Source organism: Martinezella sp. CNPSo 3890, from assembly GCF_057784455.1.
The window spans coordinates 42,427-68,486 of record NZ_JBXSOR010000005.1 but is presented as its reverse complement, the minus strand read 5'-3'; the positions used below and the strand labels follow the sequence as shown (position 1 = coordinate 68,486).

Sequence of the window (26,060 nt, the reverse complement as noted above, 5' to 3'; positions counted from 1 at the left end):
ATATGGGAATCTCTTGCAAAGTAAATTGCCATCGACATCGTCGTGCCCTTGTTCGGAATGACGAGCCAAAACGATGGAAACCGGCTGACTACGGTTGCTTGATCGGAGCTCCGGAAGGGCAGCGGCGGAGTGGTCCTCACCATTCCAAGAGAGATTTGATGGTCCCAAATGAGCCGTATCGAGAATAACAAGGAATTCACTGATTTCGTTAGGCTGGTGAATGCACGCTCATCCGGCGCCGTTATAGGTCAACCAGTTTCCTGGCCGCGTTCTGTCGCGCAATGGGCTCGATCACAATTGCTGCTATTGCTGATCGTCGTCGTTCCCGGCTTACTCGGGGCGATTTATTACGGTTTCATCTGCTCCGATCAGTATGTTTCCGAAACGCAGTTCGTCGTGCGCAGCCCGAACAGGAATGCCGCTGGCCTGCTTAGCGGGTTCCTGCAGAGCACCGGATTCGTTCGCGCGCAGGATGACAGCTACATCGTCACCGAGTTCATCAAGTCTCGCGCCGCTGTCGACGCCTTGGTAAAGAGGGATGGTCTAATGGAAATCCTCTCTCGGCCCGAGGGAGATCTCCTCAGCCGCTACCCGCTGCCTTGGGCGGAAGCCAATAATGAGGAGTTGTATCGGCATTATCTTCGTTTCATCAATGTACACACCGACAGCGGCAGCGGCGTGACGACACTGGATGCACGCGCATTTCGTGCCGAAGACGCCTATCGCCTGGCCAATGCCCTGGTTCAGCACGCAGAAGAACTCATCAATCGTCTTAATGATCGAGCGCGCGAAGATGCCATCCGTTACGCGCAGATCGAGGTGAACGACAGCCAGACAAGACTGTCCAACATGCAAAAAAGCCTCACGGAATTCCGCAATCGCGAAGCGCTTGTCGACCCAAGCAAGCAATCGTCTGCCGCCTTGGACATGATTGCCCGTCTTTCGGATGATCTGGCCGACAGCAAGGCGCGTCTTTCTGCACTGCAAGAACAGGCGCCGCAAAGTCCGCAAGGGGAGGCGCTGAGCGCGCGCGTGGCGGCGATGGAACGGCAGATCAGCGATGAACGGGCACGTATCGTCGGGAGTGACGGCTCAATGGCACCTCGCATCGCGCAATATGAGCAGCTGCTGCTGGAGAGGGAAATGGCAGCGAAGATGCTGACATCGGCGACCGTTTCCCTGGAAAATGCCAGGATCGATGCGCAGCGGCAACAATTGTATCTGGAGCGAATCGCCGATCCGAATTTGCCCGATCATGCGCTGTACCCGAAACGCCTCGGTTCGTTTCTGATGCTGCTTGCGGTTTGTTTCGCGACTTTCTGGATCGTGCGATTCTTCATGATCCAGGTACACGAGCACGCGGCTCAGCAATGACCGGTCTCCCTTCCAGTCTCACGCAGATCACGTCCCCGGGGACGCCAGCGCCGAAGAGCGAAATGCCCTGGCATGAAGATGGCATTGTCGGCGTGTTCGACCTCGTCAAGGAATATGAGGTGCATGGCCGGATGCGCCGCGTGGTCGATGGCGTGACATTCAAGATTGGCCGCGGTGAAAAGATTGCCGTCCTCGGACACAATGGGGCCGGCAAGTCAACGCTCGTGCGCATGATCGCTGGGATAGAGGAGCCGACGTCGGGCAAGGTCGTGCGCAACATGTCGATGTCGTGGCCCATTGCCTTGAGCGGTGGCTTCGGCGGTTCGATGACTGGCTACGACTGCATGCGCTTCCTGTCGCGCATCTATGACAAGCCGTTCGATGAAATTCGCGATGTGGTAGAGGATTTCAGTGAGCTTGGCCGCTATCTGCGCATGCCTCTCAGGACCTATTCCTCAGGCATGCGAGCGCGGCTCGCCTTCGGCATGTCGCTTGCCATCGATTTCGATTGCTATCTCATCGACGAGGTATTGGCGGTTGGCGATAAACGCTTCCAACTCCGCTGTTTTGAGGAGCTTTTCGTTAAACGCAAGGATCGCTCGATGATCATTGTGGGACATAATCTCAATGTGATCGGTGAGCTGTGCAAGTCGGCGCTCGTGTTGAAGAATGGCCGCGGCCGCGTTTTCGACGACATCGAAGCGGCATTTCGCATTTACTCCACTTTGTAAGCCGGCCGATGGTTGGTTGTGTGGATCGGCAACAGTAGTGCACGCCATGTTTGCAAATTGACACAATATCGAGCGGCGGAATGCACCGCGTTTAAGCGCTTGCCGGGGCCTGGTCGTATATAGATAGCGGCATTCCGGGCGCTGACGCAGGCTCCCAGCTAAACCTCATCATGTATTAGAATAATTGAAATGAATGTAGCGGGCAGATTGTTTTAGCTGCAAGCCAGCGTGTCCGCTTGGCTACTCCATTTTACCGGCCGACCTTGTGCACGCAACAAACCTCCGACAATTCGATCGAGGTAAATTAGTAACTACTTCTGCAACCTGTGCCCGTAGACATGTCGAATATATTTGCCGAGAGCGATTATTTTGTCCGATATCGTCGCTCGGGATTTTCAACCTGTGGCCGCGCTACGAAGAGGTAGGAATCTGTATAACATCGTCACTATCTGTACTGTCGCGCTAAAATTCATCGTGCTAATTTAATTATAAGTAATGCAACTTGCGATGAATGGTCTTGCTTCTCGAAGTGGGCGCGAGAGCAAAGGAATGGAGTCGTCAAAACGAACGCTAGAAAAAAGTAGCCTAGATAGAAATCACGTGTTAGCGATGGCTAATATGCAACCTGAGATTTTGAGTAGGATTAGCGGATGGCGATGTTGGAAAGAGTTGTCGAGCAATGCGTTGGCACTTTCGAGGTGTATTCCCGGGATGCAATCATTCGCAACCTTGACATGCTTGAACCAAACTGGAAATGGGCGGTTCCTTCGGAAACCTCAGGCGATTATTCCTTCAAATTCAGCAAGCAACCGCTTCAGTCGGCCTCAATCATAAGCGCCGAGCATTCAGCCGGCCTCGAGGGGACCGCGAAGCAGGACTTGCCGCGCGTCAGCATCGTATTTGTTCTCGCGGGGGAAATAGAGATCAATCACCGGCGAATGCGCAAGTCCTTGCGCATTCCTGCCAATTATGTCGCCAGCATCAGCGATCGGGCGGGCAAGCGGCTGGAGATTAAGCCGCGCAGTTCCTGGCTGCTGTTTCAGATCCCGGAATCCGTAATCCGCCAGCATTTCGAGGAGCTGACCGGCAAGCCCTATGTGCAGGAATTTGCGCTGGCACCGGTGAGCTTCCGTCAAGGCGGCGCGCAAGGGCTCTATCAAACGCTGCGCCAGGCCGAGAAGGATTTGACGACTGCTCGCCAGACTGAACGGATGATGCTCGCCAAGGCTTACAGCGAACTCCTGCTGGTCAAGCTGTTTGCCAAGCTGCCGCACAATCTGTCCGATGCCTTCAATCGCGGCACGCTTGAAAACGCGCCACGGCAGCTCCTGAGGGCGGAGGCGTTCATGCGCGACAATCTGCACAACGCCATCATGCTGGAGGATCTCGCGAACGCCGCGAGCTGCAGCCCGCGAGCGCTGCAACGCATGTTCAAGACCTACCGTGGCGATACGCCCATGGGAATTCTCTGCAACTACCGGCTGGCTGCGGCGCATGGCGCCATCAAGGGTGGTCAGGCCGAAAGCATCACCGATCTCGCCATGAGCCTGCAATTCTCCAATCCCGGGCGATTCTCCGTGCTCTACAAGCACGCTTATGGCTCCAGTCCTTCGTCGATCCTTCGTTTTACCCGGGAGCGCAGCGACGATGCCGGAACGGCCTAGCCTGCCTCGCGCGAGAATACCTCGCCAAAACTGCCTCCATGCCATTCAGGATCGTCGATGCCGTTGAAGTTCGGATTATTGTGCGTTCTCGCCTGCGTTCTTACGGGCTGTGGACTACCGGAGGCCGGCCCCAAGGCCTCCCGCATATTGGGGGAGGCGGCCGCGCGCGCTATGCCACCATTCGCGGTTGTCGATGTGACGTCGACGGCGATGGTCAAGAGTGTCGCTCGACCGGTAGCCAGCTTCGCGGCATATTTCGGTGAGGGCGCACGCGATCCCGGCCTCAGGATCGCGGTTGGTGATGTCGTTTCCGTCAGCCTTTGGGAAGCGCCTCCCGGCAGCTTGTTTGGGATGGCTTCGAGCGCTTCGGGGCAGCAACAGGCGACGGGTAGTTCAGTGACGATCCCGCCGCAAACCATCAACAGCGATGGCACCATCAGTATTCCCTATGTGGGCCGGATCACGGCTGCTGGCCGCACTCCGGCTTCGGTCGAAAAGGCGGTAGTTTCCGGCCTGATGGGCAAGGCGGTGCAGCCACAGGCGTTGGTGACCGTCCAACAAAGCTCGTCGAACACAGTCACGGTTACAGGCGAGGTGGCCGGCGGCGCGCGCGTCGCGCTTTCGCCCGCCGGCAGCCGAGTACTCGATGCTATTGCCGCCGCGGGAGGACTGCGCGCCGGCGTCAACGACAGCGTCGTCTACCTGACGCGTGGCGGGCGAACAATGCATCTGCCTTTTACCGCGATTGTTCAAAATCCGCGCGAAAACGTGAGATTGCGGCCCGAAGACGTCGTCACTGTCGTGCGCGAGCCGACTACTTACACGATTCTTGGCGCATCAGGTCAGAATGGCGAAGTCCCCTTCAGCGTTCAGCATTTGACCATGGCGAATGCCGTTGCGCGTGCGGGAGGCTTGCAGGATACCCGTGCCGACGCGTCAGGCGTCTTCCTCTTCCGCTACGAGCCGCTTGAGGTTGCCCGCCGCATCGTTGCACCGAGCAATCCGTTGCTGCGCCGTGGTGGACCTGTCCCGATCGTCTATCGGTTCAACCTGAAAAACGGCTCGACGCTGCTTGCGATGCAGAACTTCGAGGTTCAGCCGCGAGATATAATTTATATCTCCAATGCCTCGTCGATCGATATCCAGAAGTTCATGGGCCTCTTCCAGGGGGTTACCGGAACGGCTCTATCGGCAGCATCGGTCGGGATCTCCGCGTCGGCAGCAAACTGAAGACGACTGAGCAGGGCGGGGACAGGCCGGAGGCGGTTAAGCTCGCTGGATTCGAGGGAGTTTCCTGATGTTGCCCGGCCTGCGGAATGCGTTACGGGCATGCAGGAACGAGAGAGGTACAATGAGTTCTTCGGCACTGCTACATCTTCATGAATTGATGGCGTTCGATCGCCATCAGGCCGAAACGGCCATCTTGCAGCGCGTGAACAGCGCCTACCTCGGAAACCACACGGCTTTGGTGCGTGTACTCGGTCGCTACAAGCTTTATGTAGACACCCGAGACAGAGGTTTCGGATCCCATGTTCTTCTGGACGGTTTTTGGGAGATCTGGCTGACATTGTTTTGCGCGCGCAACGTCAAGCGCGGTATGACCGCGATCGATGTCGGTGCGAATTTTGGCTACTACTCCCTTCTGCTTGCCGAGCTCGTCGGCACAAGGGGCGAATTGATCGCCGTCGAGCCCAATCCCCATGCCGCCGATTTCCTGCGTCGCAGCGTCGAGCTCAACGGGCTGCTCGGACGGACACGGATCGAAACATCGGCGCTTGGTGCAACGATATCGGATGAAGCCTCCTTATATGTACCCCATAACGAGCCGAAGAATGCGCTGATCGTTTCGGAGTTGTTTCAACCTCGCCCACAGGACGGTGTCGTCATCAAGGTCCCCTTGACGACCCTCGACGAGATGAGCGCCTCCTGCTCGCGTGTCGACTTCATCAAGATCGACGCGGAGGGGGCGGAGGAGGTCATACTCGAAGGAATGGCCGAGACCATCGCCCGCCATAAGCCGATGCTCGTGGTCGAATTCAATCCTGCCCGCTATGCCGACGCATCCGGTTTTCTTGAACGGCTGGCCGGCATCTACGGGGCAATGCGGCGCCTCGATTTCAGCGGCGAGGCGGTTCCCATCACCAGCGAAGACCTGCTTTCGAAATACGGGGCCGACGATTCGCTGCTCGTTCTGTCGCGTGACAAGCCGGCTTGAGAGCGACGAAGGATTTCCAGATGCTGAAGGAGAGATGGGAGTGAGCCAGACGATCCTTTACGACGGCCTCAATCTTTCTCTGCAAAAGGGCACAGGTGTTGCGACCTACACCCGTAGCCTGCTGTCGGCGTCCCGTTCGCTTGGTTATCAGACCGGCGTTGTCTACGGAATTCCGGGGAGGGTTCCGAAGGACCCGGTATTGCGGGAGGTTGTTCTCTTCGATGCATCCGGCGCCCGCCCGCGCGGAGCATTATCCGAAGCTCGGCATTGGCTGCGCCGTCGCATTGCCGCGCCCTTCGGTGTGAGACCGGTTCCGATCCCACTCGGCGGGACGGTTATTCTTAAATCTCTTCAGGCGCAACTCGGCGATGCGGCCCTGGCCTATGCTTCCAGCGACTTGTTCCATCTCGCGCGCCATCATTTCAAGCGCTACGGCAATAATCTCACAATGAAGTTCGAGGCTCGGCCGGATCTTCTCCATTGCACCTATCCGATGCCGATCGCGGTTAGGAAGGCGCTGAATATCTATACGATCCATGACCTGGTTCCCTTGCGGCTGCCCTATCTGACCGAGGACGACAAGCGCTATCACTACAAGATGCTGCGCTCCCTGGTCCGGCGGGCGGATCATATCGTGACGGTATCCGAAACGTCGCGGGCCGATATTATCAAGGTTCTTGGTGCTGATGAGGCGCGCGTCAGCAATACCTATCAGGCCGTTCACGTGCCAGAGCGACTTCGCGAGAAACCGGTCGATGTGGTTGCGGATGAAGTCGCCGGCATCTTCCATCTCGATTGGAAGGGCTATTTCCTTTTCTTCGGCGCTTTCGAGCCGAAGAAGAACATTTCGCGGCTGATCGAGGCCTATCTCGCCGCAAAGACATCCAAGCCGCTTATCATCGTCGGTGCTCCGGGATGGAAAGGCGAGGAAACGCGGCAGCTCATCGATGATGACCGGTTTCGCTTCTATCTTCGCGCGGAAGACCGCATCTTGCCGCAACGGCAGATCCAGCGCTTCGATTTCGTATCCTATCCCTTGCTGATCAGCCTGATCAGGGGAGCGCGGGCGGTGCTGTTTCCGTCGCTTTACGAAGGCTTCGGCCTGCCGGTGCTGGAATCCATGCAGCTTGGAACGCCGGTTCTGAGCTCTACGGAGGGGTCGATCCCCGAAATAGCCGGAGATGCCGCGCTGCTGGTCGATCCTTATGACACCGAGGAGATGCGCAAGGCGATCGTCAGTCTGGATCAGGATGACGGGCTGTGCGCCTCGTTTGCCAAGTCCGGCCCCAGGCAGGCCGCCCGTTTTTCCACGGATCGATATCAACAGAAGGTGAGCGCGCTTTATGACAGCCTCTTCAACGGATAACCGCAGAAAGAGCGGATCATGACCATCCTCTTTGCATTCGGGATGCCGGGCGTCATGTCCTCGTGGGGTGTTGCCGCGGTGCATGCCCTGGCCCGCGAAGCCTTCGGCGATTACGCGATCATCGCAACCGACACGGTGGAGGACCTTAAGCAGCATGTCGTAGCGCGATCCGGCATGCATGCGGTTCTCGTCTCGCAATTTCCGGAAGCCAGGCTTTCGGAGTTAATCCTCAGGGTCAATGTGCCGTTTCTGTTGTTTCTTGAGGATCCGCTCGACGCGGTCTCATATCTGGCTCGAGCGACCGAGCAGCGGGATATCGGCTTGGTCAGGGCCGTCTCGGCCAGCCTTGCCTGCCTCGAGCCGCTGGCAGGGGCTTCCGGAGGGCTGGTCTTGCGTCGCAACGACATCGGTCAAAAGGGCAGCATAGATCTGCTTTTGAAGACGATAGACCGGCATTTCAGTACTGATCTCAAATTTGAGCAAATCGCGAATGCGCTGCTGCATGTCGGAATGGCGCCTGCCGGACAGCCGTCGCATGCCGAGCCGCCGAAACTAGAGGAGGCTGCAGCGGCGGTGATCGCGGGATATCTGATGCCGCAGGAGGCTGTCCCGGAGGTTAGCGAGGCACTGCGCGAGACGGCAAGGAAGGTTCTTCGCCCTCTGGAATTCGACCGCCGGAAAAGCTCAAGCGCCACGATTTTCTGGCCGCAAGAGACATTTCTGTCAGGCGACAGCCTGGGGCAGGCACTGGACGATCTTGTCGACCTCACCGGAGGAGCCCGGTGCCTCATCTATGGCCCCTATCTTCACTTGCCGCCAGGCCGCTGGAATGCGAAATTTGCCTTCGATGTCGACGAAGATTGTCAGGGGCAGATCCTCACCCTGGAGGTACATGCTGCCGAATTGCTAGGGAGGCTGCGTGTCTGCCCGGAAGGCACTGGCTCTTTCGAGGCGGCGGTGCCGGTCAATATTGTTGATCCACGTACGCCGATCGAAATTCGGCTGATGATGGACAGCGGTGCCATTGAAGGGCGGCTTTCCGCCTGGAGCGTGGAATGGCTGCGAGCGGCTTGATAGCCTGCTTGCGGATTGGCTTTGACGACCGCGGGTGAGCAACGGCTTTCGACTCGTTGATGCGTCATCGGCAGCGGATTCCGTTTTTCGCGCATTATTTTGTTACCCAATATTTCCAGCGCCGAGAATTTTGTAAACGAACGTTTCTCGTTCAGATTTTTCCGTATTGGCGCCGCAAAACCCTTCTTTTCAGGCAATCCATAGTTTGTATAAGAATTGAGAAAACGGAATGAATCCTATGAACGCGAATGCCGCACCCGATGTTCTGATAGTCGATGATGACCACGAAATACGCTCCCTCCTAAGCAGATACCTCGAGGAGCAGGGTTTCCGCGTATCGACGGCAAGCGATCTGCGCGGATGCAACGATGCGCTCAACCGACGTCATCCCGATCTCCTCGTCCTGGATGTCATGCTTCCCGATGGGTCTGGCCTCGATCTTTGCCGCGATCTGCGAAATCGCCGTCCTCGGGTACCGGTCATTCTCCTGACCGCCCTGAAAGAAGATATAGATCGCATTCTCGGTCTCGAGATCGGCGCCGACGACTACCTCGGCAAGCCGTTCAATCCGCGCGAACTGGCCGCGCGCATCCGTGCGGTCCTGCGCCGCACGAACGAGGATTCCTCATTGGAGCCCGAGCAGAGGCGCTATCAGTTCGCGAACATGATGCTCGATCCGCAGCTTCGTCGGGTCAGCAGAGAGAGCGGCGAGGTGATTTCGTTGACGGGCGCCGAATTCGACCTTCTGAAGGCGTTCCTGGAACGTGCTGGCCGGCTCCTGTCGCGTGATCAGCTGCTCGACCTGACGCAGGGACGTGATCGCGATCCGGCCGATCGCTCCATCGACGTCCTGATGAGCCGGTTGCGCCGCAAGCTTGGAGAAACGGTAGAGGAGCCCATCTTCAGGACGATCCGCAATGGAGGCTATCAGCTCGTCGTTCCGGTAACGGCCATCAAAGGCGATTCATGAGGTCGCTCGGCGCGCGCTTAGCGCTACTTTTGATGACCGCCATCGTTCTGGTCGTCATTTCCTCGTCTTTCGTAGCAAGCCTTGTCATGCGCGGACCGCGGCCGGACATGACGATCGAACGGATGGCCCACCAGCTTTCCATTCTCGCCACCTTCGCAGAGAAAGACAGAACCACTGCAGCATCGGCGGGATTGGTCGTTACCCCTGGACCCGCTGAAGGCCAACGCGACGAGGAGCTGTCCCGCTTCCTGATGGAAGCCCTGCTTCGAATATCCGGCATGCGCGAGGCCGTCATAGTACGCCAGTCGACGGGCGAGATGATCGCGTCGCTGAAGCTTTCCGACGGGAACTGGCTGATCATGCCGATGCCGGACCATGGCCCGCCGCCGGGCGGGTGGAAAATCCTTGTGGGATGGCTCGGTCTTATCATCATCGGCAGCGTGCTCGTCTCCATCTTTGCCGCCTCGAAGATCATGAAGCCGCTGCGTCTGCTGGAGGAGGCGGCGGCGGCGATCAATCCCGACGGTACCCTGCCGCATATAGCGGAAAGCGGACCGGGAGAAATCCGCGCGACCGCGCAGGCGCTCAATGGCCTGTCGGCGCGGGTGAAGGCCGCCACGGAAAGCCGTATGCGGCTCGTTGCCGCCGCCGGACACGATCTGCGGACGCCGATGACCCGGATGCGCCTGCGGGCCGAGTTCATCCAGGATGATGAAGAGCGGCGCAAGTGGTTTGCTGATCTTGAGGAGCTCGACAGGATCGCCGACAGCGCGATAGGGCTGGTTCGGGAAGAAATTTCCAAGGACAGTCTGGAGCAGGTCAGGCTCGACAAGATCGTTGGCGATATCGTCACCGAGTTGAAAGCGATCGATATGAACGTCACGAGCGGCGAACTGGAGCAGGCAACGATCAGCGCAGGCCCTCTCGCCGTCACCCGAGCCTTGCGGAATCTGCTCATCAATGCGGCAACACACGGCCAGTCGGCGACAGTGACGGTGACGCATCTTGGCAATAGAGCCGTTGTGCGAATTGTCGATACCGGGCCCGGTATTCCGGAGGATCGGCTCAATCAGGTGTTCGAACCCTTCTTCCGGATCGACATCGCAAGGCAAAGGTCTTTTCCGGGAGCAGGCCTTGGCATGGCCATTGCGCGTGAAATCGTTACCCGATTCGGGGGGGAAATCACGGTCCGTAATCGTCAGCCGCGTGGATTGGAGCAGGTCGTGTCGTTCAAGAGCGCCGGGGCCAAAGTCGCAAGCTAGAGCAATTCCAGGAAAAGTGCGAAGCGGTTTTCCATCCGGAATTGCGTGAACCAAAGAGATAGAGCGGTTCAGAGATTCCGTGAAGAGCTGAACCGCGCCAGCACGAGCGACGTGACTCAAATCATCGTGGCATCGTAGCTTGGCCATCCCTTGCAGGGATGGGATCAGCTGACGGAATATCCGCGCGATCAAACAGGCTTTACTTGCGTAGAACTCTCGAAAATTCTACATAAACCAATATTGAAAGTAAGATTATAGAACTTACCAAATAGTTCGTGCTGGCGGAAAAGCCGAGACATTAAATTTCCCCAAAATGCCTTGTTTCAGCAACATTCAGAAATGTCAGTGCCGGCAACTGATGTAAAATCCTGGTCGATCAGCAGCTTGGCTCGAGCAGGCTTTGGTCGCCCCGCATACCCGGCTTCGCCATGACGTCCCCAACACGAATGGCGAAGCCGGATTGCTTTCCGGCTCCGCCGCTGATTTTTCCCCGAAATATCAGTCTCTTGATAATGCCGCGACAGGGTCCAGCAACGATGCGTTGCGGGCCGGCAGGTAGCCGAAGGTCAGGCCGATCGCGCAGGAGCATGCGAAGGCCAGAATGATCGAACTTGCGGAATAGACGAGCGTGAAGTTCGATCCGAGATAGTTGAAGGCAAAACCGAAGCCAAGCGCCGTCGTGATGCCGAAAGCGCCGCCCAGCAGACATACGAGCACGGCTTCGATCAGGAACTGCTGGAGAATGTCGTGACGTCTCGCGCCGACTGCCATGCGCACGCCGATCTCGGCGATACGCTCCGACACCGAGACGAGCATAATGTTCATGACGCCGATACCTCCGACCAGCAGCGATATGACGGCGATCGCCGAGACGAGCAGGGTCATCGTCCGGGTCGTGCTGGTAATGGTCTGGCGAATATCGTCGGTATTGAGGATAAAGAAATCCTTGGTGCCATGGCGGCGCTCCAGAAACTGGGAGACGGCCGCCTCCGCGGCAACACTTTCGGTATTGTCGGCGACTCGTACCGTGACGCTGCGCAGCGACATATCGCCCAACAGGCGGGCTTGGACACTGGTATAGGGTAGATAGACGGAAAGATTATCACTTGAGCCGAAGCCGCCTTGCTGGGAGGCGATGACGCCGATGATGCGCGCGGGAACCTTGCCGACGAGAATGGTTTGCCCAAGCGGATCGAGCCCCTGATCGGCGAACAAGGTCGTCGCCGTGTTCTGATCGATTACCGCATCCTGCGACAAGCGTTTCACGCTGTCCGCGTCGAAGAATCTGCCCATGATAAGTTTCGATCCCTTCACGGAAAAATACGCGTCTCCCACGCCATTGATGAGGGCGTTCGCCTCCATCGAGCCGAATCGCACGGTGCTGCTGGTCGAGACGGTCGGTGTAACAGCCGCGACATAGGTCAATTTCGCCAAAGCATCGGCGTCGGCGACCACCAGGGTCTTGATGCGGCCGGAGCGCGTATCGCCGAAGCTCTTGCCGGGAAAGATTTCCAGCGTGTTGGTGCCGAGGCTATTGATATTTTCCAGAACCTTTCGCTGTGACCCCTCGCCGAGCGCGACGACGCTGACGACCGAGGCTATGCCGATGATGATGCCGAGCATGGTCAGGAACGTGCGCAGCCGATGGGCCTTGAGTGCAAGGACCGCCATCCGGAAAGCTTCCGTCAGCCGGCCGGCCATCTCCCGCCAGCCGGATTTGCCGAAGCCGGCCGCGGTAGCGGAGGCTCGCAATGCTGGAGCTTTGCAGCACGTACGTCGATCGGCAACAATCCGTCCGTCGGAGATCTCGATGATGCGATCGGCACGCGCGGCGACATTCATGTCGTGGGTGACGATGACGACCGTGTGGCCCTCGCCATGGAGCTCGCCAAGAATACGCAGGACTTCCTCGCCGCTCTGCCGGTCAAGGGCGCCCGTGGGCTCGTCGGCAAGAATGACGTTGCCGTTGTTCATCAGGGCGCGCGCGATCGAAACTCGCTGCTGCTGGCCGCCCGAAAGCTGGCCCGGGCGATGGCTGTTTCGTTCGCTCATGCCGAGCCGCTCAAGAAGCGCCGCCGCGCGCGCTCGTCTTGTTTCACCTGACTGCCCGGCATAGATGGCCGGTACCTCGACATTGCCGATCGCCGTCAGCTCGGAAAGCAGATGATAGCGTTGAAAGATGAAGCCGAAATGCTCTCTGCGCAGTTTGGATAGCGCATCGCTCTCTAGGCGATGCGTCTCTTCGCCGGCGATCGCATACGTGCCGGAGGTCGGGCGGTCCAATAGACCAATGATGTTCATCAGCGTGGATTTCCCCGAACCGGAAGGCCCGACGATCGCGACCATTTCGCCTTCGGTGATGACAAGATCGACGTCCTGCAGGACTGCGATCGTGCGGTCCCCGGATTGATATTCGCGGCGCACGCGCTTCAGTTCGATAATCGGAGAAGGCATGGGTCAGAACCCCATTGGAGGGGGAGGGCCGCCACTGCTGCTCTTGGCGATCGTCGTGCTTGCCTCGCCGACCACGACATTCTCTCCTTCGGAGAGACCAGAGAGGATTTCGGCGGAGACGTTGTCGTTAAGGCCGACCATGACGTTGCGGCGGATCCTCTTGCCGTTGTCGCTCACGACCTGAACCGTGCGGGATCCCTCGGCGGATTTGCCGCCCAATGCGGAGGAAGGGATGGTGAGCACATTCTTGGCCTGTCCGAGAACGATGTGAACCTCCGCCGACATGTAGGTGCGAAAGTAATTATCGGGGTTCGGCACTGCAAACACACCGTTGTAGTAGATCGCCGAGGTGGAGGATGACGATGTCGTGCTGCTGCTTGATGACGCTGTTGTGGACGATGAGGTGATGCTGCTGTCGCTGGTGATCGATTCAGGTGCCGGCTCGATCGACTGCAATGTGGCCTCATACCGGGTATTCGGATCGCCAAGGATGGTGAAATAAACCGGTTGCCCCACCTTGACCTTGACGACATCGGCTTCGGAGATCTCCGTGCGAACGATCATCGTATCGACTTGTCCGAGGATGACGATCGTCGGCGCCGATTGCGCCGCGTTCACCGTCTGGCCCTGCTGGTTGACGATGGCGAGCACCGTGCCGTCCATCGGCGCGGTGATGTGCGTGTAGGAAAGATTGGCGCGCGCGGTTTCCACCGCGACTTCGGCGGATGTGATTTGCGCGTCGAGAGCTGCAATTTGGGCAGTAATCTTCTTGACGTTCGCTTCCGCACTGTCGAGGTCCGCCTTGGAGCCTGCCTGGTTGCGGAATATCGTCTGCTGGCGGACAAGCGTCGTCTGTGCGTTTTCAAGATCGGCCTCGCTTTCCTGGCGCTGTGCCCTAACGTTCGCCAGGGAAGCTTGAGCGGTCTTCAGGTCGTTGCTCTGTGTGGTCGAGTCGATTTCGGCAACAAGGCTGTCCTTCTTGACGGTATCGCCAAGCTTGACATGAAGTGCCGTGATCCGACCGGAGACCTGCGCACCGACCGCAACCAGCTTGATCGGCCTGAAGGTGCCGGATGCGAGCACGGCTTCCTCGACATTGCCCCGCATCACCGGCGCCGTGATGGCCGATGTCGTCTGCCTGCCGAAATAGCCGTATCGGAAAGAAAGGAGGCCGATTACGGCAAGGGCAAGGAGACCCGCATAGAGCATGTGCCGCGGTCTGATGCTCCGCTTTGGCAGCGCTCTGGCGGGAAGAGGGCTTGCGTCCTTGGCCCGTTTCGGGTTGACGGTCGGCGGTGCCTTATGTTCCAGGGTGTTCAGCATGAGATTATTTGACCTTGGCCAGATGGGGACCCGTATCGGCGTCAACGACGACAGGCGTGGAGACATCGACCTGTCCGTCCCAGCCTCCACCCAGCGCCTTGTTGAGTGCAATATAGTCGGTAGCGATCGATGCTCTGCTCTGGATCACGTTTTCTTCAGCGCTATAGAGCGAGCGTTCGGCATCCAGCACGTCGAGAAAGTCGATAACGCCGGCCTTGTTCATCGTATGCGAGAGGTCCGAGGCCCGGCGGTAGGAGCTGCTGGAGGAGACGAGCTTGTCGTACTTCAGCCGTTCCTGGGTCAGCGATACGATAGCATTCTCGACATCCTCCATGGCGGAAAGAACAGCCGATTGGTAGGCGATGAAATATTGATCCCGTTCGGCCTTGGCGACGTCCACGGCGGCCTTGAGCTGTCCGCCCTGGAAGATCGGTACCGTCAGAGTCGGGCCGAATGTCCATCCGATGGAGGACTTCTTTGCAAGATCGCCGATACTGGCTGCCGACGATGAAATGTCGCCGGTCAGGGAGATCGAAGGATAACGATTGGCTTCGGCCTGACCGATCTTCGCGGTATATTGTGCAAGCTGCCGTTCTGCCAGACGAACATCCGGCCGTGAAATCAGGATATTGGCGGGAATGCCGACGGAGACATTCATCTTCGGGCTCGGAATCGGACCGCTGCCCTTGAGCCTGTCCTCAAGCGTGGCCGGAGGCTTGCCCAGCAGCACACCCAGGCGATGGACAGCTTCTGAATAGGAGATTTCGTAGGTTGGGATATCAGCCTCCGTGCTGTTAGCGAGCGCGTCAGCCTTGGCGGTATCGACGCCGGTGGCGCTGCCTGCCTGATATTCTGCATGGGTAAGAGCAGCACTTTCGCGCTGCGATGCGGCGGTGCGCTTAGCCAGATCGCGTAGCGCTTGATATTCACGCGCCTGGACATAATAGGATGCGACATCGCCGATCAGGGTCAGCATGGTGTCGCGCAGCTGCTCATCCGCAGCATCGAGGCCGTATTTCGCCGCTTCCGCGGCGCGCTTGTTGCCGCCGAAGAGATCGAGCTCCCAGCTGGCGTCGAACCCCCCGTCATACAATGTGGAAAAGGTTGCATCTGTCGTGCCGCCTTCTGCAGCCGACGTGCGTGTGCGTGCCGCGGAAGCCGTTGCCGATGCCGTTGGCAGCAATGCGCCCCTCTGCTCCCGATAGGTGGCGCGCGCTTCGCGGATCTTTGCCTTGGCTGTCGCAACGTCAAGATTGCCGGCGATCGCCTCCGCGATGAGCGCATCAAGGGTCGGATCCTTGAGCTGTTTCCACCATTGCGACAATTGCGGGGTTTGCGAGGGCTTGCTTGTGGCCTTGCTGCCCCAATGCGTCGGCACGGCAAGGTCGGGTGTCTTATAATCCGGCCCTACGACACAGCCTGTCAATGTTCCGACGAATATGGCGGCAATGGCAATATTCGACGGTCCCGTGTTTGAGCGCAAACATATCGGCAAGATTTCCATCCCTGGCTTGTTGATGCAATGCACTGGCCTCGATTGGGGCCAGGAAGACGTGGAGCGTGAGGGAGACCATCGCTTTTCCCCTGCGAAGAAGGAATGGCAGTGCTCACACGCCATTGGTCCGGGAGCGCCGGGCGGGGCGTTCCCGGACCATTCGGCCCGGCGAAGGGCCGCTCCTTCCAACCAACAGTGGCGTCCGGGGGATCTCGATTGGTTGGAAGCGGAGAGGAAACGGTCTGACGTGGTGAGGTGGAGGGTTTCGCCCAGAAAGACCCTCCATTGATGATCAGTGGAACGGATGCGGGCCGGGAACGAGCGAGCGCTCCGCGTCCGCTAGTTTGGTGAGCTGATCGGCGTTCAACATGTTGCGCAGAGCCACAGCCTTGTCCTTGAGAGCCTTGGCCTTCGCGGCACGATCCAGTACGCGATCGGCTAGGCGCTCTCCGAAAAGTTGAGCTTGCCCGTCGCTCTGATGGGCAGCCTGGGACGCGGCATCGTCGTCGGGCGCCGGCAGGTCTGGCAGCTCGTTCTTTGCGGGAGCCAGGAGATCGATCAGGGCGCTGGTATAATCCCGCCAGGCGTCGAGCTGGTTACTGCGGACGCCGATCAAGGTTTCGAGCGCTGACAATTTTTCCGCGATCATCAGGGCCGGGTTCGGTCTATGTGGAGGCCCCGGGGGCATGGGCATACCCCCGCCAGAGGCCATCATCGGCCCTTCGGGATGACGGTCCTGGAAATACCAGCGGTCCGATGGCGGGCCGACCGGACCCGGTTGCGCGGTCTCTGCTCCTGCAGGCTTTTGCTGCTGGGATTCGATTTCTGCACCGGCTGCATAAGCTGAAACGGTTGCACCGCCAATTGCCGTTACCAATAAAGCCGCGACGATAAGTCGTTTGTTCATAATCAATGCCTTCGCTACGAGTAACTGCAGCAAAAGCTAATGCGACCTTATGAATGCAATACGTCGATATGTTTCCTAACTTTTCCCGCAAGGGGAATATTGCGAACGAAGTTTGCTGATGGCCTGGCAGCAATGCTTCATTACAATTTCCTCTATTGTCGCCTTAAAGTTCGACTTCCAGTGTAACAACAAGCGACATTCGAGGTCGATCGCAGGTCGTAGATGGAGAGAGCTGTCGCTTGGCGACGGCTCTCTCCACAGTGTTCGCTATTCCTTGCTTCCGGAAGCAGCAGATGTCGATTGATCCGCCTCCTTCAACGCGGCCGCACATTCCTCGCAGCACACTTCCACCGATTTACCGCCGAGATTGACCTTGATGGTCTCGGTGCCGAGTTCGCAATCGCAAGCGGCACATGTGGTTCTCTTCATCTCATGATCCTTTCCTGATCGATCCCCTTGCCAGGGCAGGATCATAAGAGCACCGATCATCATGTCGGCGCTGTCGGAATCTTTAGCGAACCGCGTAGCGCTTGGGCTTCAACTGTGCGGAGCGCTGGAATTCCGCTGGCGTCAGGCCGTAGGTCTGTTTGAACGCGGCGCTGAAATGGCTATGGCTGGAAAACCCGAGATCAAGCCCGAGCATGGTCAGGTCGTCATAGGAAGCGAGCAGATCGAGCGCGCGTGCCAGCCGAAGCCGCAGCTGATAGCGATAAAGAGGGATGGCTTCTACCTGCTGGAAGACCTGTGTCAGGTAGACGGGCGAGACGCCGACATCCCTGGCGATCTCTGCAAGCGTCCAGCGGCGGGCAAGATCGGAGGACAGAACGAGCTTTGCCCGATCGACGAGCTTCTGCCGGCCGGAACTTGCGCCGGCGGCATGCGACGTCCGCTCGCCGAGCGAACGGCGCACCAGAGTCAATGCCAGCGTTTCGCCTTCAAGGCTCTCGGCTATATTGCGGCTGAGCCCATGGCGAAGCATCGCCACGAGCGCCTGCGCGCGCGGATCTATGCGTCGGCGCTGGCGGCGAAAGATAACGCTTTCACCGGGTTGAACCTGTTCTTTCGGCGCGAGCTCGTGAAGGATGCTCTCGTCTATGCTGAGATCGAGACAGGAATCACCGCCGTCAACGGGATGACTGATTTGATATCCCTGTCCCTTATTGAAGAACAACACCTGGTTTGCTTCCGCAACGGTATCACTCTGGCCGACGTGGCGCTTGAAGACGCCACGATAGGGATAGACGAGGCTCGTTTTGTGGGCGCACTCCTCTCCGCTCTTATGCCGGCATTCGCCATTGCAGACGATATCGCGGATGACGACGGTTTTCGTCTTCAGCAGCAAGGCGGTCGAAATTTCTGACATGCCGAACTTCCCCATCCCGGCGTTAACGCCCGTCGCACCAGCGGAGCTTAGCACATCCTGCGCCATTTTTAGTAGCGACTGTAAATATGGACATCGCTCCCATTCTGGCCGCGGGAAAGGCCAATGTCCTTCAACTGATCGTCCGACAGTTCCAGAAGCGCATTGCGGTTCCTGCGCTCGACCATCTTGCGTGCGAGCATGCGTGCAAGGTCCTGCAACGCCGAAAAAGGCGAGCGTCGAGCCTTGCGGAAAACGCCGGCCGGTTCGGAAGAGGTGATGATGTTTGTGGCTTGCATGGCGATACTCCATCGGTTGCTTCGATGAGAGCAGTGAACCACTGGAGCCGTGTTCGCGCTGTCAGATAATTTAGCAATCGAACGCGGCTGCAGCCTTTCGGGAAAGTGATTATATTTGTATTTTCCTTGTCGACATAAGTCTTGCAGCAACGATAGTGTCGGCGCTGCTCCGCATGTTGCGACAATCACACTATGCAGGGCGACGATCATTAAGGAGAGTAGGAATGTCGTGGCAACATCCAGTACCCCGGATCACCGCGGAGGAAAGACAACAGCGCCTTTCAAGCCTTCGAAACCGGATTGATGCAAGGGGATGGGCCGGAATGCTGCTCGGGCCGACCGAAAGCCTCCGCTATTTCACCGGTCTGGTCTGGCATGCGAGCGAGCGGTTTCTCGGCGCATTGGTGACGCCGACAGAACTCTACTACATCGTACCGGGCTTTGAGCGTAGCAGGGTGGAAACCCTGCCGCATCTACCGGCCGAAATCCTGGAATGGCAGGAGGAAGAGAGCAGCGCGGCATTGATCGCCCGCTTGCTCGGAAATGCCGGCATCTTGGCGCTCGACGACAGCATGCCGCTTTATTTCTACAACGCCCTGGCGGCCGAGCTTGGAGCTGAAAGACTTGTGAATGGTGGGCCGATTATCAACGGTATGCGCCGCATCAAATCTCCGGCCGAAATCGCGCTCATTCAATATGCCATGAACCTGACGCTGGACGTACACAGGCAGGCTCATGCCTTACTCAAGCCGGGAATTCACGCGTCGGAAGTCGTCGAATTCATCGATCGGCGGCATCGCGAGGCAGGTGCCGATGGTGGCTCGACCTTCTGCATCGTATCCTTCGGCGAAGCCACGTCCCTGCCGCACGGCGCCGACGGCGATCAGACGCTTGGCGAAGATGACGTGATTCTGGTGGATACCGGTACCCGCATCGACGGCTATCATTCCGACCTGACGCGGACCTACAAGCTGAAGAGCGGCGATAGCGCCTTCGAGGATGCATGGGCGATCGAACGGGAGGCGCAGCAGGCCGTTTTCGACGCGGCAAAGCTGGGCACTCCCTGCTCCAGCCTGGATGATGCGGCGCGCGCTGTACTCGCCAGACACTCGCTTGGCCCCGATTACAAGCTGCCGGGACTGCCGCATCGCGCCGGTCACGGCCTTGGCCTCGAAATTCACGAAGAGCCTTATATCGTGCGCGGCAACACGACGGTGCTGCAGGCCGGAATGTGCTTCTCAAACGAGCCGATGATCGTCTTTCCGAAGAAATTCGGCATCCGGCTCGAGGACCACATCTATATGGCGTCGGATGGGCCGCACTGGTTCACACAGCCGGCCAACGGACCGACGGAGCCCTTTGCGAGCTGAGAATTTCCAGACAGGGCGGCCGTCAAGCCGCCCTTTTTCCATCCTCATCGAAGACATGCAGATGCTGCGCCGGGAAGGAGACGTTCACTTGCGTTCCCATACTCAAAGCAGTGCGATCCAGGGTGAATACCTTGAACGGAAAGCCGTGCAGCGAAAGATGCAGGATGATGCCGAAGCCGGTGGGTTCGATAAGTTCGACATTGGCCGTCATGTCGGACGGGTCGGACGATAACACGACATGCTCAGGCCGAATGCCGAGCGAAATCTTCGCAGCGGTTACTAATTTAAGCGGCGCCGGAAGCGAAACGAGCGTGCCATCCCTGAGCTTGACGGCATTGCCCTCGTAAGTCGCATCGAGAAAGTTCATGCCGGGCGAACCAATGAAGCCGGCCACGAAGAGATTGGCGGGGCGGTCGTAGAGTTCGAGCGGGCTGCCGACCTGCTGAACCACCCCGCCATGCATGGCAACGATGCGGTCCGCCAGCGTCATCGCCTCGATCTGATCGTGAGTCACATAGATCGAGGTCGCTTTAAGATCGCGATGCAACTTCTTGATTTCGGCTCGCATCTGCTCGCGAAGACGAGCATCAAGATTCGACAGCGGCTCGTCGAAGAGGAAGGCTTTCGGCTGGCGCACGATGGCGCGGCCCATGGCGACACGCTGGCGTTGGCCACCGGAAAGCGCCTTCGGACGGCGCTCCAGCAGCGGATCGAGACCGAGCTTGGATGCCGCACCGGCGACAGCCGTGGCAATACCATCCTTGGCCACCTTCCGCAGCCGCAGGCTGTAGCTCATATTGCCGGCGACATTCATATGCGGATATAGCGCATAGGACTGAAAGACCATGGCTATATCGCGGTCCTTCGGATGCAGCTCGTTGACACGATTGTCGGCAATGCGGATTTCGCCGCCGCTGATGTCCTCAAGGCCGGCGATCATGCGAAGCAGGGTGGACTTGCCGCATCCCGAGGGGCCGACAAGAACGACAAACTCCCCATCCTTGATCCTGAGATCGATGTCATGCAGCACCTGCACGTGGCCGTAGGCTTTTTTGACGTTCTGAATATCGATCGATGCCATATGACTAACCCTTGACCGCGCCGGCCGTCAGGCCTTGCACGAGATAGCGTTGGATGAGCAGGAAGAAGAGCGCGGCCGGAATGAGCGCCATGACGCCCGCCGCCATCATCTGCCCGAAATCCACCGAGAATTTCGAGACGAAGGTGAGAAGCCCGACCGGAAAGGTCGCGGCTTGATTGCCGTTGATGAGCATCAGCGCGAAAAGCAGCTCGCTCCATGCGGCGGTGAAGACAAAGCCGAGCGTTGCGGCAATGCCTGGCAAGGTCAGCGGCAGGATGATCTGCCGGAAGGCGGTGAACTGCGTCGCGCCGTCGATCATGGCAGCCTCCTCCAGATCCTTCGGAATGCCGTCGAAGAAGGATTGCATCAGGAAGGTGGCGAAAGGCACGTTGAAAGCCGTGTAGACGATGACAAGGCCGGTCAGGCTGTTGGTCAAGTGCAGCGGCGTCAGGATCTTGAAGATCGGCGCTACCAGCATGACCAGCGGAAACATCTGCGTCAGCAGCATCAGCGCCACGATCCAGTATTTGGCGCGGAAATTGAAGCGCGAGAGCGCATAGCCGGAGAGCGACGCACAGATGGTCACCGCGATCGCCGTCGAGGCGGAGACGATCAGGCTGTTCTTGAAGAAGGTCGGAAAGTCGCTGTGCTGCAGCACGAAGGCATAGTGTTCCCAGGTCGTGCGCGACGGCCACATGCGTACACCCTCGGTATAGAGCAGATCATTCGGCGTCACCGAGACCTTCAACAGCCAGAAGAGCGGGAAGAGTGCGAAGGCAACGTAGCAAAGAATGGCCAGTCGATGCGCGATGGTGGGAAGGACGGATCGTCTCATGGCTCAATCCTTGTTCAGCAGGGTCTGCCGCAGCAGGATGATCAGCATGGAATAGGCAAGCAGGAGGACCAGCAGCACCAGGGCAATGGCCGAGGCATAGCCGAAATCCAGCCGCTTGAAGGCCTGGGTGAAGATGTAGCTCGCAACGATCTGCGTCCGATCCGCCGGGCCGCCGCCCGTCATGACGACGATGAGATCGGCGAAATTGGAGATCCAGACCGTTCGTAGGAGGATCGTGATGGCGATGGTCGGCGCCAGGAAAGGAAGCGTGATCGAACGAAAGCGCTCGAACCAGCCGGCGCCGTCGATCGAAGCCGCCTCATAAAGATCGCGCGGGATCGCCTGAAGGGCTGCCAGGAGCGTGATCGCGAAAAAAGGAATGCCCCACCAGACATTGGCGATGATCGGCCCCCACATCGCGTAGTTCGGATCGGAGAGAATATTGCCCGGCTCGCTCATCAGGCCCATAGCATAGAGCCAATGCGGGATCGGTCCGATGACCGGGTTGAACAGCCAGGACCAGTTGAGGCCGGCGAGGAACGAGGGAACGGCCCAGGGCAGGAACACCAGCGCCTGAACGATCGATCTGCCGAAAAAAGGTTTGTCCAACAGAAGTGCCAGGATCAGCCCGAAGATGAACTGCAGCACCACGGAGGCGCCCGTCCACCAAAGTGTATTCTTCAGTGCCCAGTAGAAGGCCTTATCCTTGGAGAGATCGCGAAAATGTTCCAGGCCGATGAAGCTGCCGGAAAACGGATTGAGCAGTTGAATATCGCGAAAGGCGTAGGATATGCCGATTGCCAGCGGCACCAGCATCACGGCGATGATGAGGATGAGGGCAGGGGCGCTGTAGAGATAGGGCTCCGAGGCGTCGGCGAGGCGCTTTAGCCACGGCCTGCGGTCGTGACGCCTGTCGAGCGTGTCGGTGATCGAAGTCATCTGCAAGAGTTCCCGTTCGCGGCGTTCGAACGCCGTCTGTTTCAATTGGGCAGAGATGGCGGCGGATCGCTCCGCCGCCACATGTGCGTTCTATTTCTTGGCCAGGAATTTCTGCTGGGCCTTGGTCAGATAATCGGCCCATTGGTCGGCCAGATCCTTCGCCGCGATATCGCCGAGCAATGCCTGCTGCGAGGTCTTGATGGCGAGGGAATCCTTGAAGAAGGCGAATTCCTCAAGATAGGTCGGCATGACAGTGGGCACGGTGTCCTTGTCGGCCAGTTCCTGGAACCAGCCCTTGAACTGATCGCCGGCATAGAAGGGGTCCTTTTCCGCGGCCGTATAGGCCGGCAAGGCGCCGATCTTCTTGTTCCATTCCAGGTTGCCTTCCTTGCCCTCAAGGGTCGCGATCAGCTTCCAGGACAGATCCTTGTTCTGGCTTGTCGCGAACATCGACCAGCCGGCATAACCGATGGTCGGGAAGGACTTGCCATCGGGACCCTTCGGCAGCGGCGCTACGCCGAAATCATCCTTGTTCATGCGTTCGGCGACTGCGATCAGGGCGTCCGGATCCTGATCGAGGAAGGCGCAGGTGCCGGAATAGAAGCCGGCAACGACTTCGTTGAAGCCCCAGTTGACGCTATCTTTCGGCGCATAACCCTTCTTGTAGAGATCGACCATCCATTCGATGCCCTTGGCCCAGCCGGGGGTGTTCATCGTCGATGTGCCGTCATCCTTGAAGTACTTGTTGTCGCCGGCCATGGAGGCGGCAAAGATCATCCAGCCGTTGAGACCACCCGGACCGCCGCGCATGCAATAGCCGTATTTGCCGGGCAGCTTGGAGATCGCCTCGGATGCCTTGACGAATTCGTCCATCGTCTTCGGCGGCTCGGCGACGCCGGCATCCTTCAGGATCTTCTTGTTGTAGAACATGGCGCGCAGATAGAAGCCGTAGGGCAGCATATAGGCGGTGTTCTTGACATCCCGACCTAGCTGAAGCGCGCGGGGCGTCAGTTCACTCGTATGTTCCCACTTGGCGAGGTATGGCTCGAGGCTTTCGAGCATGCCATTATTGCCGTAGAGCGAGAGCCAGGTGTCCGGCATTTCCATCACGTCGGGCGTATCGCCGGCAGAGACCATGGTGGCAAATTTCTGGAAGGCCTCGTTCCAGGGCAGGGAGATGATGTCGACCTTGGTGCCTGGGTTCGCGGCTTCGAACTTTGCGACGATCGACTTGAGCGTCTCGGTGCGCTCCGGGCTGGTGATGACTTCCACGAGCTTCAGAGTCGTATCGGCAAAGGCGGTGCCGCCCATCAAAGCGGTAAAGAGTGCTGCCGTTATCAGTCTTTTCATGTTGGTTCCCCTTTTTGGATTTTCCTCTCAGATTGACGATGTCACGAGGCGGCGGCGATTGCCTCCTCGAGTTCCTTCCACAGGGCCTCGGTTCCTTCGAGGCCGACATGGAGACGTACGGAGCGCGGATTGATGCCAAAAGTATGCGCCGAATTCGGCTGCGCCTTCTGCTGCAGCACGACTTCGCCCGGCACGATCAGGCTCTCATGTCCGCCCCAGCTCACACCCAGCTTGAAGAGCGTGAGGCGATCGGCAAAGGCGCGGATATCGACGCCGTCGCGGAAGATGAAAGAAAACAAGCCCGAGGTGCCGTTCAGGCCGGATGGCAGACGGTTGGCCAGGCCCGGATGGCAGACCTGCTCAACGACATCGAGCTCCTGCAGGCGTTTGGCGATGGTCAGCGCCGCCGCCTCATGCGCCTTCATGCGAATCGGCAGGGTGCGAAGGCCGCGGATCAGGAGCCATGCGTCGAACGGCGAGAGCTTGCCCCCGAGATAGGGGTAGGCTTCGGCTTTCAGGCGAGCGATCATCTCCTTCGAGCCGGCAACGAGACCCGCGACCACGTCGCTGTGCCCACCGAGATATTTGGAAGCGGAATGGATGACGAGATCGACGCCGAGCTTCAGCGGCTGCTGGAAATAGGGAGTTGCCCAACTGTTGTCGATCATCGAGACGACGCCGTGCTGTTTGGCGAGTGCAGCGAGCGCGCCGACATCATGCGCTTCCATGACCCAACTCGTCGGGCTTTCCATGTAGAACACCTTGGCGCCGGGAAGCGCCTTAGCGACCGCTTCTTCGTCGCGACCATCGACATAGGTCACGTCCACCTTCATGCGCTTTAAAACCGTGCCGAAGAGGCGGAAGGCATCGGGATAGACATGCTTGACCGCAACGATCCGATCGCCCGGCTCGACAAAACTCAGCACTGCAGATGAGATCGCCGCCATACCGCTGGCAAAACCGAGCGCATCCTCGCCGCCCTCCAGCTTCGCCAGCATCTCCTCGAACATGCGCACCGTCGGGTTAAGACCGCGCGTATAGATCGGCCGCACCTTTTCGCCGCGATAGGAGGCGATCATTTCGTCATAGTTCGAGAAAGTGAACAGCGACGTCTGGAAGATCGGCGGTACGACGGCTTCGGCAAAATTGCCGTCGTCGTGAGCTGTAATAAGGGATGCAAGTTCGAACGGCTCTAGCCCGTCGGTCATTGGGACATTTCCTTGATGTCTTCCTCGACGACGTCGAGAATTTTCAGTGTTTCGGCGCGCGCTGCTTCGGGATCCTGGTCGACGATCGCGTTGAACAGCGTGCGGTGATAGGGAAAGGAGCGGCGAGCAAAATCCTGCCGATCGAAAGGATGCTCCCAGAAGCGCTCGAAGGTTTCTCTCATCTGTTCGAGAAGCTGCCGGAACAGCGGGTTATGCGTGGCGTCATAGACGGCAAGATGGAAGGCAAGATCCTCAGGCCCCGATGTGCCCTTGGCCATATGGACGCGCTCCATCTCGTTGAGTTTCTCTTCGATGATGACGAGGTCTTCGTCGGTGCGCTTTCTCGCAGCCACCATGCCGGCCTCGCATTCAATGCCGCGGCGGACCTCCAGCGTCTGCAGCAGCGCATCGCGCAGATGTGACGGGTTGAAGGAAAGCGGCATATGGATCGTCGCCTTCGAAACCGGCTTCAGCAAATAGGTGCCGCTGCCTTTGCGCGTCTCCATGACGCCGAGCGCCTGGAAATAGGTGATCACCTCGCGAATGGTGGAGCGCCCCACGGAAAGCGCGGTCATCAGCTCGCGCTCGGTCGGAAGCCGGTCGCCTGCCTGCAGCTTGGACGATTCGATGAAGGTCGACAGCGCCTCGATGACTTGCTGCGTCCGGTCGATGGAAGGAAGAGGGGTAAGCACGGGTTTTGTCATGGGACAGTAAATTGGTCTGACATCTGCCATCAGGTCAATATCTTTTTCTTGGCACGGTCATTTTTCCAGCCCTTAAATT

Annotated in this window: 23 protein-coding genes; 10 read left to right on the top strand and 13 right to left on the bottom strand. The window is 58.6% G+C overall.

What is annotated here, in order from left to right; genetic code table 11:
• Positions 1-168: 168 nt before the first annotated feature.
• The 9 genes from AC13RC_RS14955 (at position 169) to AC13RC_RS14915 (ending at position 10,656) form a co-directional block, all read left to right on the top strand.
• Complete coding sequence (locus tag AC13RC_RS14955; RefSeq protein ID WP_113332677.1) at positions 169-1,374, top strand: KpsE/RkpR family capsule polysaccharide export protein; 1,206 nt, start codon at positions 169-171, stop codon at positions 1,372-1,374.
• Positions 1,375-1,436: 62 nt separating this feature from the next.
• Positions 1,437-2,105: an ABC transporter ATP-binding protein gene (locus AC13RC_RS14950; RefSeq protein ID WP_246661130.1), complete on the top strand. Its 669-nt coding sequence runs from the start codon at positions 1,437-1,439 to the stop codon at positions 2,103-2,105.
• A gap of 734 nt (positions 2,106-2,839) precedes the next feature.
• Positions 2,840-3,769, top strand: coding sequence for a helix-turn-helix transcriptional regulator (locus AC13RC_RS14945; RefSeq protein WP_229002144.1), 930 nt, complete (start codon positions 2,840-2,842; stop codon positions 3,767-3,769).
• Positions 3,770-3,826: 57 nt separating this feature from the next.
• A complete protein-coding gene (locus AC13RC_RS14940) occupies positions 3,827-4,999 on the top strand; it encodes a polysaccharide biosynthesis/export family protein (protein WP_488557601.1) in 1,173 nt (390 codons plus the stop codon).
• A 121-nt stretch (positions 5,000-5,120) separates the two neighbouring features.
• On the top strand, positions 5,121-5,984 hold the full coding sequence (locus AC13RC_RS14935; RefSeq protein WP_233788768.1) for an FkbM family methyltransferase: 864 nt from the start codon (positions 5,121-5,123) through the stop codon (positions 5,982-5,984).
• Positions 5,985-6,018: 34 nt separating this feature from the next.
• Complete coding sequence (locus tag AC13RC_RS14930) at positions 6,019-7,350, top strand: glycosyltransferase family 4 protein (protein ID WP_113351152.1); 1,332 nt, start codon at positions 6,019-6,021, stop codon at positions 7,348-7,350.
• A gap of 18 nt (positions 7,351-7,368) precedes the next feature.
• Positions 7,369-8,424: a hypothetical protein gene (locus AC13RC_RS14925; protein ID WP_145317803.1), complete on the top strand. Its 1,056-nt coding sequence runs from the start codon at positions 7,369-7,371 to the stop codon at positions 8,422-8,424.
• Positions 8,425-8,662: 238 nt separating this feature from the next.
• Positions 8,663-9,394 (top strand): response regulator, encoded by a 732-nt coding sequence (locus AC13RC_RS14920; protein WP_113332757.1) that lies wholly within the window; start codon positions 8,663-8,665, stop codon positions 9,392-9,394.
• Positions 9,391-10,656: an ATP-binding protein gene (locus AC13RC_RS14915; protein ID WP_145317799.1), complete on the top strand. Its 1,266-nt coding sequence runs from the start codon at positions 9,391-9,393 to the stop codon at positions 10,654-10,656. Before AC13RC_RS14920 ends, AC13RC_RS14915 begins: the two co-directional genes overlap by 4 nt.
• A 498-nt stretch (positions 10,657-11,154) precedes the next feature.
• Here AC13RC_RS14915 and AC13RC_RS14910 read toward each other — a convergent pair whose 3' ends face one another.
• From AC13RC_RS14910 to AC13RC_RS14880, 7 genes are all read right to left on the bottom strand, one after another.
• Positions 11,155-13,110, bottom strand: coding sequence for a MacB family efflux pump subunit (locus AC13RC_RS14910; protein WP_488557600.1), 1,956 nt, complete (start codon positions 13,108-13,110; stop codon positions 11,155-11,157).
• A 3-nt stretch (positions 13,111-13,113) separates the two neighbouring features.
• A complete protein-coding gene (locus AC13RC_RS14905) occupies positions 13,114-14,433 on the bottom strand; it encodes an efflux RND transporter periplasmic adaptor subunit (RefSeq protein ID WP_488557599.1) in 1,320 nt (439 codons plus the stop codon).
• Positions 14,434-14,437: 4 nt separating this feature from the next.
• Complete coding sequence (locus tag AC13RC_RS14900) at positions 14,438-15,937, bottom strand: efflux transporter outer membrane subunit (RefSeq protein ID WP_488557598.1); 1,500 nt, start codon at positions 15,935-15,937, stop codon at positions 14,438-14,440.
• Between the two features lie 283 nt (positions 15,938-16,220).
• Complete coding sequence (locus tag AC13RC_RS14895) at positions 16,221-16,835, bottom strand: hypothetical protein (protein ID WP_488557597.1); 615 nt, start codon at positions 16,833-16,835, stop codon at positions 16,221-16,223.
• A gap of 267 nt (positions 16,836-17,102) precedes the next feature.
• Positions 17,103-17,264 (bottom strand): hypothetical protein, encoded by a 162-nt coding sequence (locus AC13RC_RS14890; protein WP_488557596.1) that lies wholly within the window; start codon positions 17,262-17,264, stop codon positions 17,103-17,105.
• An 82-nt stretch (positions 17,265-17,346) separates the two neighbouring features.
• Positions 17,347-18,198 (bottom strand): helix-turn-helix transcriptional regulator, encoded by an 852-nt coding sequence (locus tag AC13RC_RS14885; RefSeq protein WP_488557595.1) that lies wholly within the window; start codon positions 18,196-18,198, stop codon positions 17,347-17,349.
• Positions 18,199-18,266: 68 nt separating this feature from the next.
• Positions 18,267-18,494: a DUF1127 domain-containing protein gene (locus AC13RC_RS14880; protein ID WP_488557594.1), complete on the bottom strand. Its 228-nt coding sequence runs from the start codon at positions 18,492-18,494 to the stop codon at positions 18,267-18,269.
• Positions 18,495-18,718: 224 nt separating this feature from the next.
• Between AC13RC_RS14880 and AC13RC_RS14875 the strand changes: the two genes are divergently transcribed.
• Positions 18,719-19,864: a M24 family metallopeptidase gene (locus tag AC13RC_RS14875; protein WP_488557593.1), complete on the top strand. Its 1,146-nt coding sequence runs from the start codon at positions 18,719-18,721 to the stop codon at positions 19,862-19,864.
• Positions 19,865-19,886: 22 nt separating this feature from the next.
• On the opposite strand, the gene AC13RC_RS14870 is transcribed toward AC13RC_RS14875, so the two are convergent.
• The 6 genes from AC13RC_RS14870 to AC13RC_RS14845 form a co-directional block, all read right to left on the bottom strand.
• A complete protein-coding gene (locus AC13RC_RS14870) occupies positions 19,887-20,945 on the bottom strand; it encodes an ABC transporter ATP-binding protein (protein ID WP_488557592.1) in 1,059 nt (352 codons plus the stop codon).
• Positions 20,946-20,949: 4 nt separating this feature from the next.
• Positions 20,950-21,780: a carbohydrate ABC transporter permease gene (locus AC13RC_RS14865; protein ID WP_113407750.1), complete on the bottom strand. Its 831-nt coding sequence runs from the start codon at positions 21,778-21,780 to the stop codon at positions 20,950-20,952.
• Between the two features lie 3 nt (positions 21,781-21,783).
• Complete coding sequence (locus tag AC13RC_RS14860) at positions 21,784-22,719, bottom strand: carbohydrate ABC transporter permease (RefSeq protein WP_488557591.1); 936 nt, start codon at positions 22,717-22,719, stop codon at positions 21,784-21,786.
• Positions 22,720-22,809: 90 nt separating this feature from the next.
• Positions 22,810-24,069, bottom strand: coding sequence for an ABC transporter substrate-binding protein (locus tag AC13RC_RS14855; protein ID WP_488557590.1), 1,260 nt, complete (start codon positions 24,067-24,069; stop codon positions 22,810-22,812).
• Between the two features lie 41 nt (positions 24,070-24,110).
• Complete coding sequence (locus tag AC13RC_RS14850; RefSeq protein ID WP_488557589.1) at positions 24,111-25,277, bottom strand: PLP-dependent transferase; 1,167 nt, start codon at positions 25,275-25,277, stop codon at positions 24,111-24,113.
• Positions 25,274-25,981, bottom strand: a complete 708-nt coding sequence (locus tag AC13RC_RS14845; protein WP_210296226.1) for a FadR/GntR family transcriptional regulator — start codon at positions 25,979-25,981, stop codon at positions 25,274-25,276. Before AC13RC_RS14845 ends, AC13RC_RS14850 begins: the two co-directional genes overlap by 4 nt.
• Positions 25,982-26,060: the final 79 nt, after the last annotated feature.

Bases quoted from the DNA above. Each gene is read 5' to 3' on its own strand.
- AC13RC_RS14955 (WP_113332677.1), top strand. From the start codon at position 169: ATGAGCCGTATCGAGAATAACAAGGAATTCACTGATTTCGTTAGGCTG.
- AC13RC_RS14950 (WP_246661130.1), top strand. From the start codon at position 1,437: ATGCCCTGGCATGAAGATGGCATTGTCGGCGTGTTCGACCTCGTCAAG.
- AC13RC_RS14945 (WP_229002144.1), top strand. From the start codon at position 2,840: ATGCTTGAACCAAACTGGAAATGGGCGGTTCCTTCGGAAACCTCAGGC.
- AC13RC_RS14940 (WP_488557601.1), top strand. From the start codon at position 3,827: ATGCCGTTGAAGTTCGGATTATTGTGCGTTCTCGCCTGCGTTCTTACG.
- AC13RC_RS14935 (WP_233788768.1), top strand. From the start codon at position 5,121: ATGAGTTCTTCGGCACTGCTACATCTTCATGAATTGATGGCGTTCGAT.
- AC13RC_RS14930 (WP_113351152.1), top strand. From the start codon at position 6,019: ATGGGAGTGAGCCAGACGATCCTTTACGACGGCCTCAATCTTTCTCTG.
- AC13RC_RS14925 (WP_145317803.1), top strand. From the start codon at position 7,369: ATGACCATCCTCTTTGCATTCGGGATGCCGGGCGTCATGTCCTCGTGG.
- AC13RC_RS14920 (WP_113332757.1), top strand. From the start codon at position 8,663: ATGAACGCGAATGCCGCACCCGATGTTCTGATAGTCGATGATGACCAC.
- AC13RC_RS14915 (WP_145317799.1), top strand. From the start codon at position 9,391: ATGAGGTCGCTCGGCGCGCGCTTAGCGCTACTTTTGATGACCGCCATC.
- AC13RC_RS14910 (WP_488557600.1), bottom strand. From the start codon at position 13,110: ATGCCTTCTCCGATTATCGAACTGAAGCGCGTGCGCCGCGAATATCAA.
- AC13RC_RS14905 (WP_488557599.1), bottom strand. From the start codon at position 14,433: ATGCTGAACACCCTGGAACATAAGGCACCGCCGACCGTCAACCCGAAA.
- AC13RC_RS14900 (WP_488557598.1), bottom strand. From the start codon at position 15,937: ATGGAAATCTTGCCGATATGTTTGCGCTCAAACACGGGACCGTCGAAT.
- AC13RC_RS14895 (WP_488557597.1), bottom strand. From the start codon at position 16,835: ATGAACAAACGACTTATCGTCGCGGCTTTATTGGTAACGGCAATTGGC.
- AC13RC_RS14890 (WP_488557596.1), bottom strand. From the start codon at position 17,264: ATGAAGAGAACCACATGTGCCGCTTGCGATTGCGAACTCGGCACCGAG.
- AC13RC_RS14885 (WP_488557595.1), bottom strand. From the start codon at position 18,198: ATGTCAGAAATTTCGACCGCCTTGCTGCTGAAGACGAAAACCGTCGTC.
- AC13RC_RS14880 (WP_488557594.1), bottom strand. From the start codon at position 18,494: ATGCAAGCCACAAACATCATCACCTCTTCCGAACCGGCCGGCGTTTTC.
- AC13RC_RS14875 (WP_488557593.1), top strand. From the start codon at position 18,719: ATGTCGTGGCAACATCCAGTACCCCGGATCACCGCGGAGGAAAGACAA.
- AC13RC_RS14870 (WP_488557592.1), bottom strand. From the start codon at position 20,945: ATGGCATCGATCGATATTCAGAACGTCAAAAAAGCCTACGGCCACGTG.
- AC13RC_RS14865 (WP_113407750.1), bottom strand. From the start codon at position 21,780: ATGAGACGATCCGTCCTTCCCACCATCGCGCATCGACTGGCCATTCTT.
- AC13RC_RS14860 (WP_488557591.1), bottom strand. From the start codon at position 22,719: ATGACTTCGATCACCGACACGCTCGACAGGCGTCACGACCGCAGGCCG.
- AC13RC_RS14855 (WP_488557590.1), bottom strand. From the start codon at position 24,069: ATGAAAAGACTGATAACGGCAGCACTCTTTACCGCTTTGATGGGCGGC.
- AC13RC_RS14850 (WP_488557589.1), bottom strand. From the start codon at position 25,277: ATGACCGACGGGCTAGAGCCGTTCGAACTTGCATCCCTTATTACAGCT.
- AC13RC_RS14845 (WP_210296226.1), bottom strand. From the start codon at position 25,981: ATGACAAAACCCGTGCTTACCCCTCTTCCTTCCATCGACCGGACGCAG.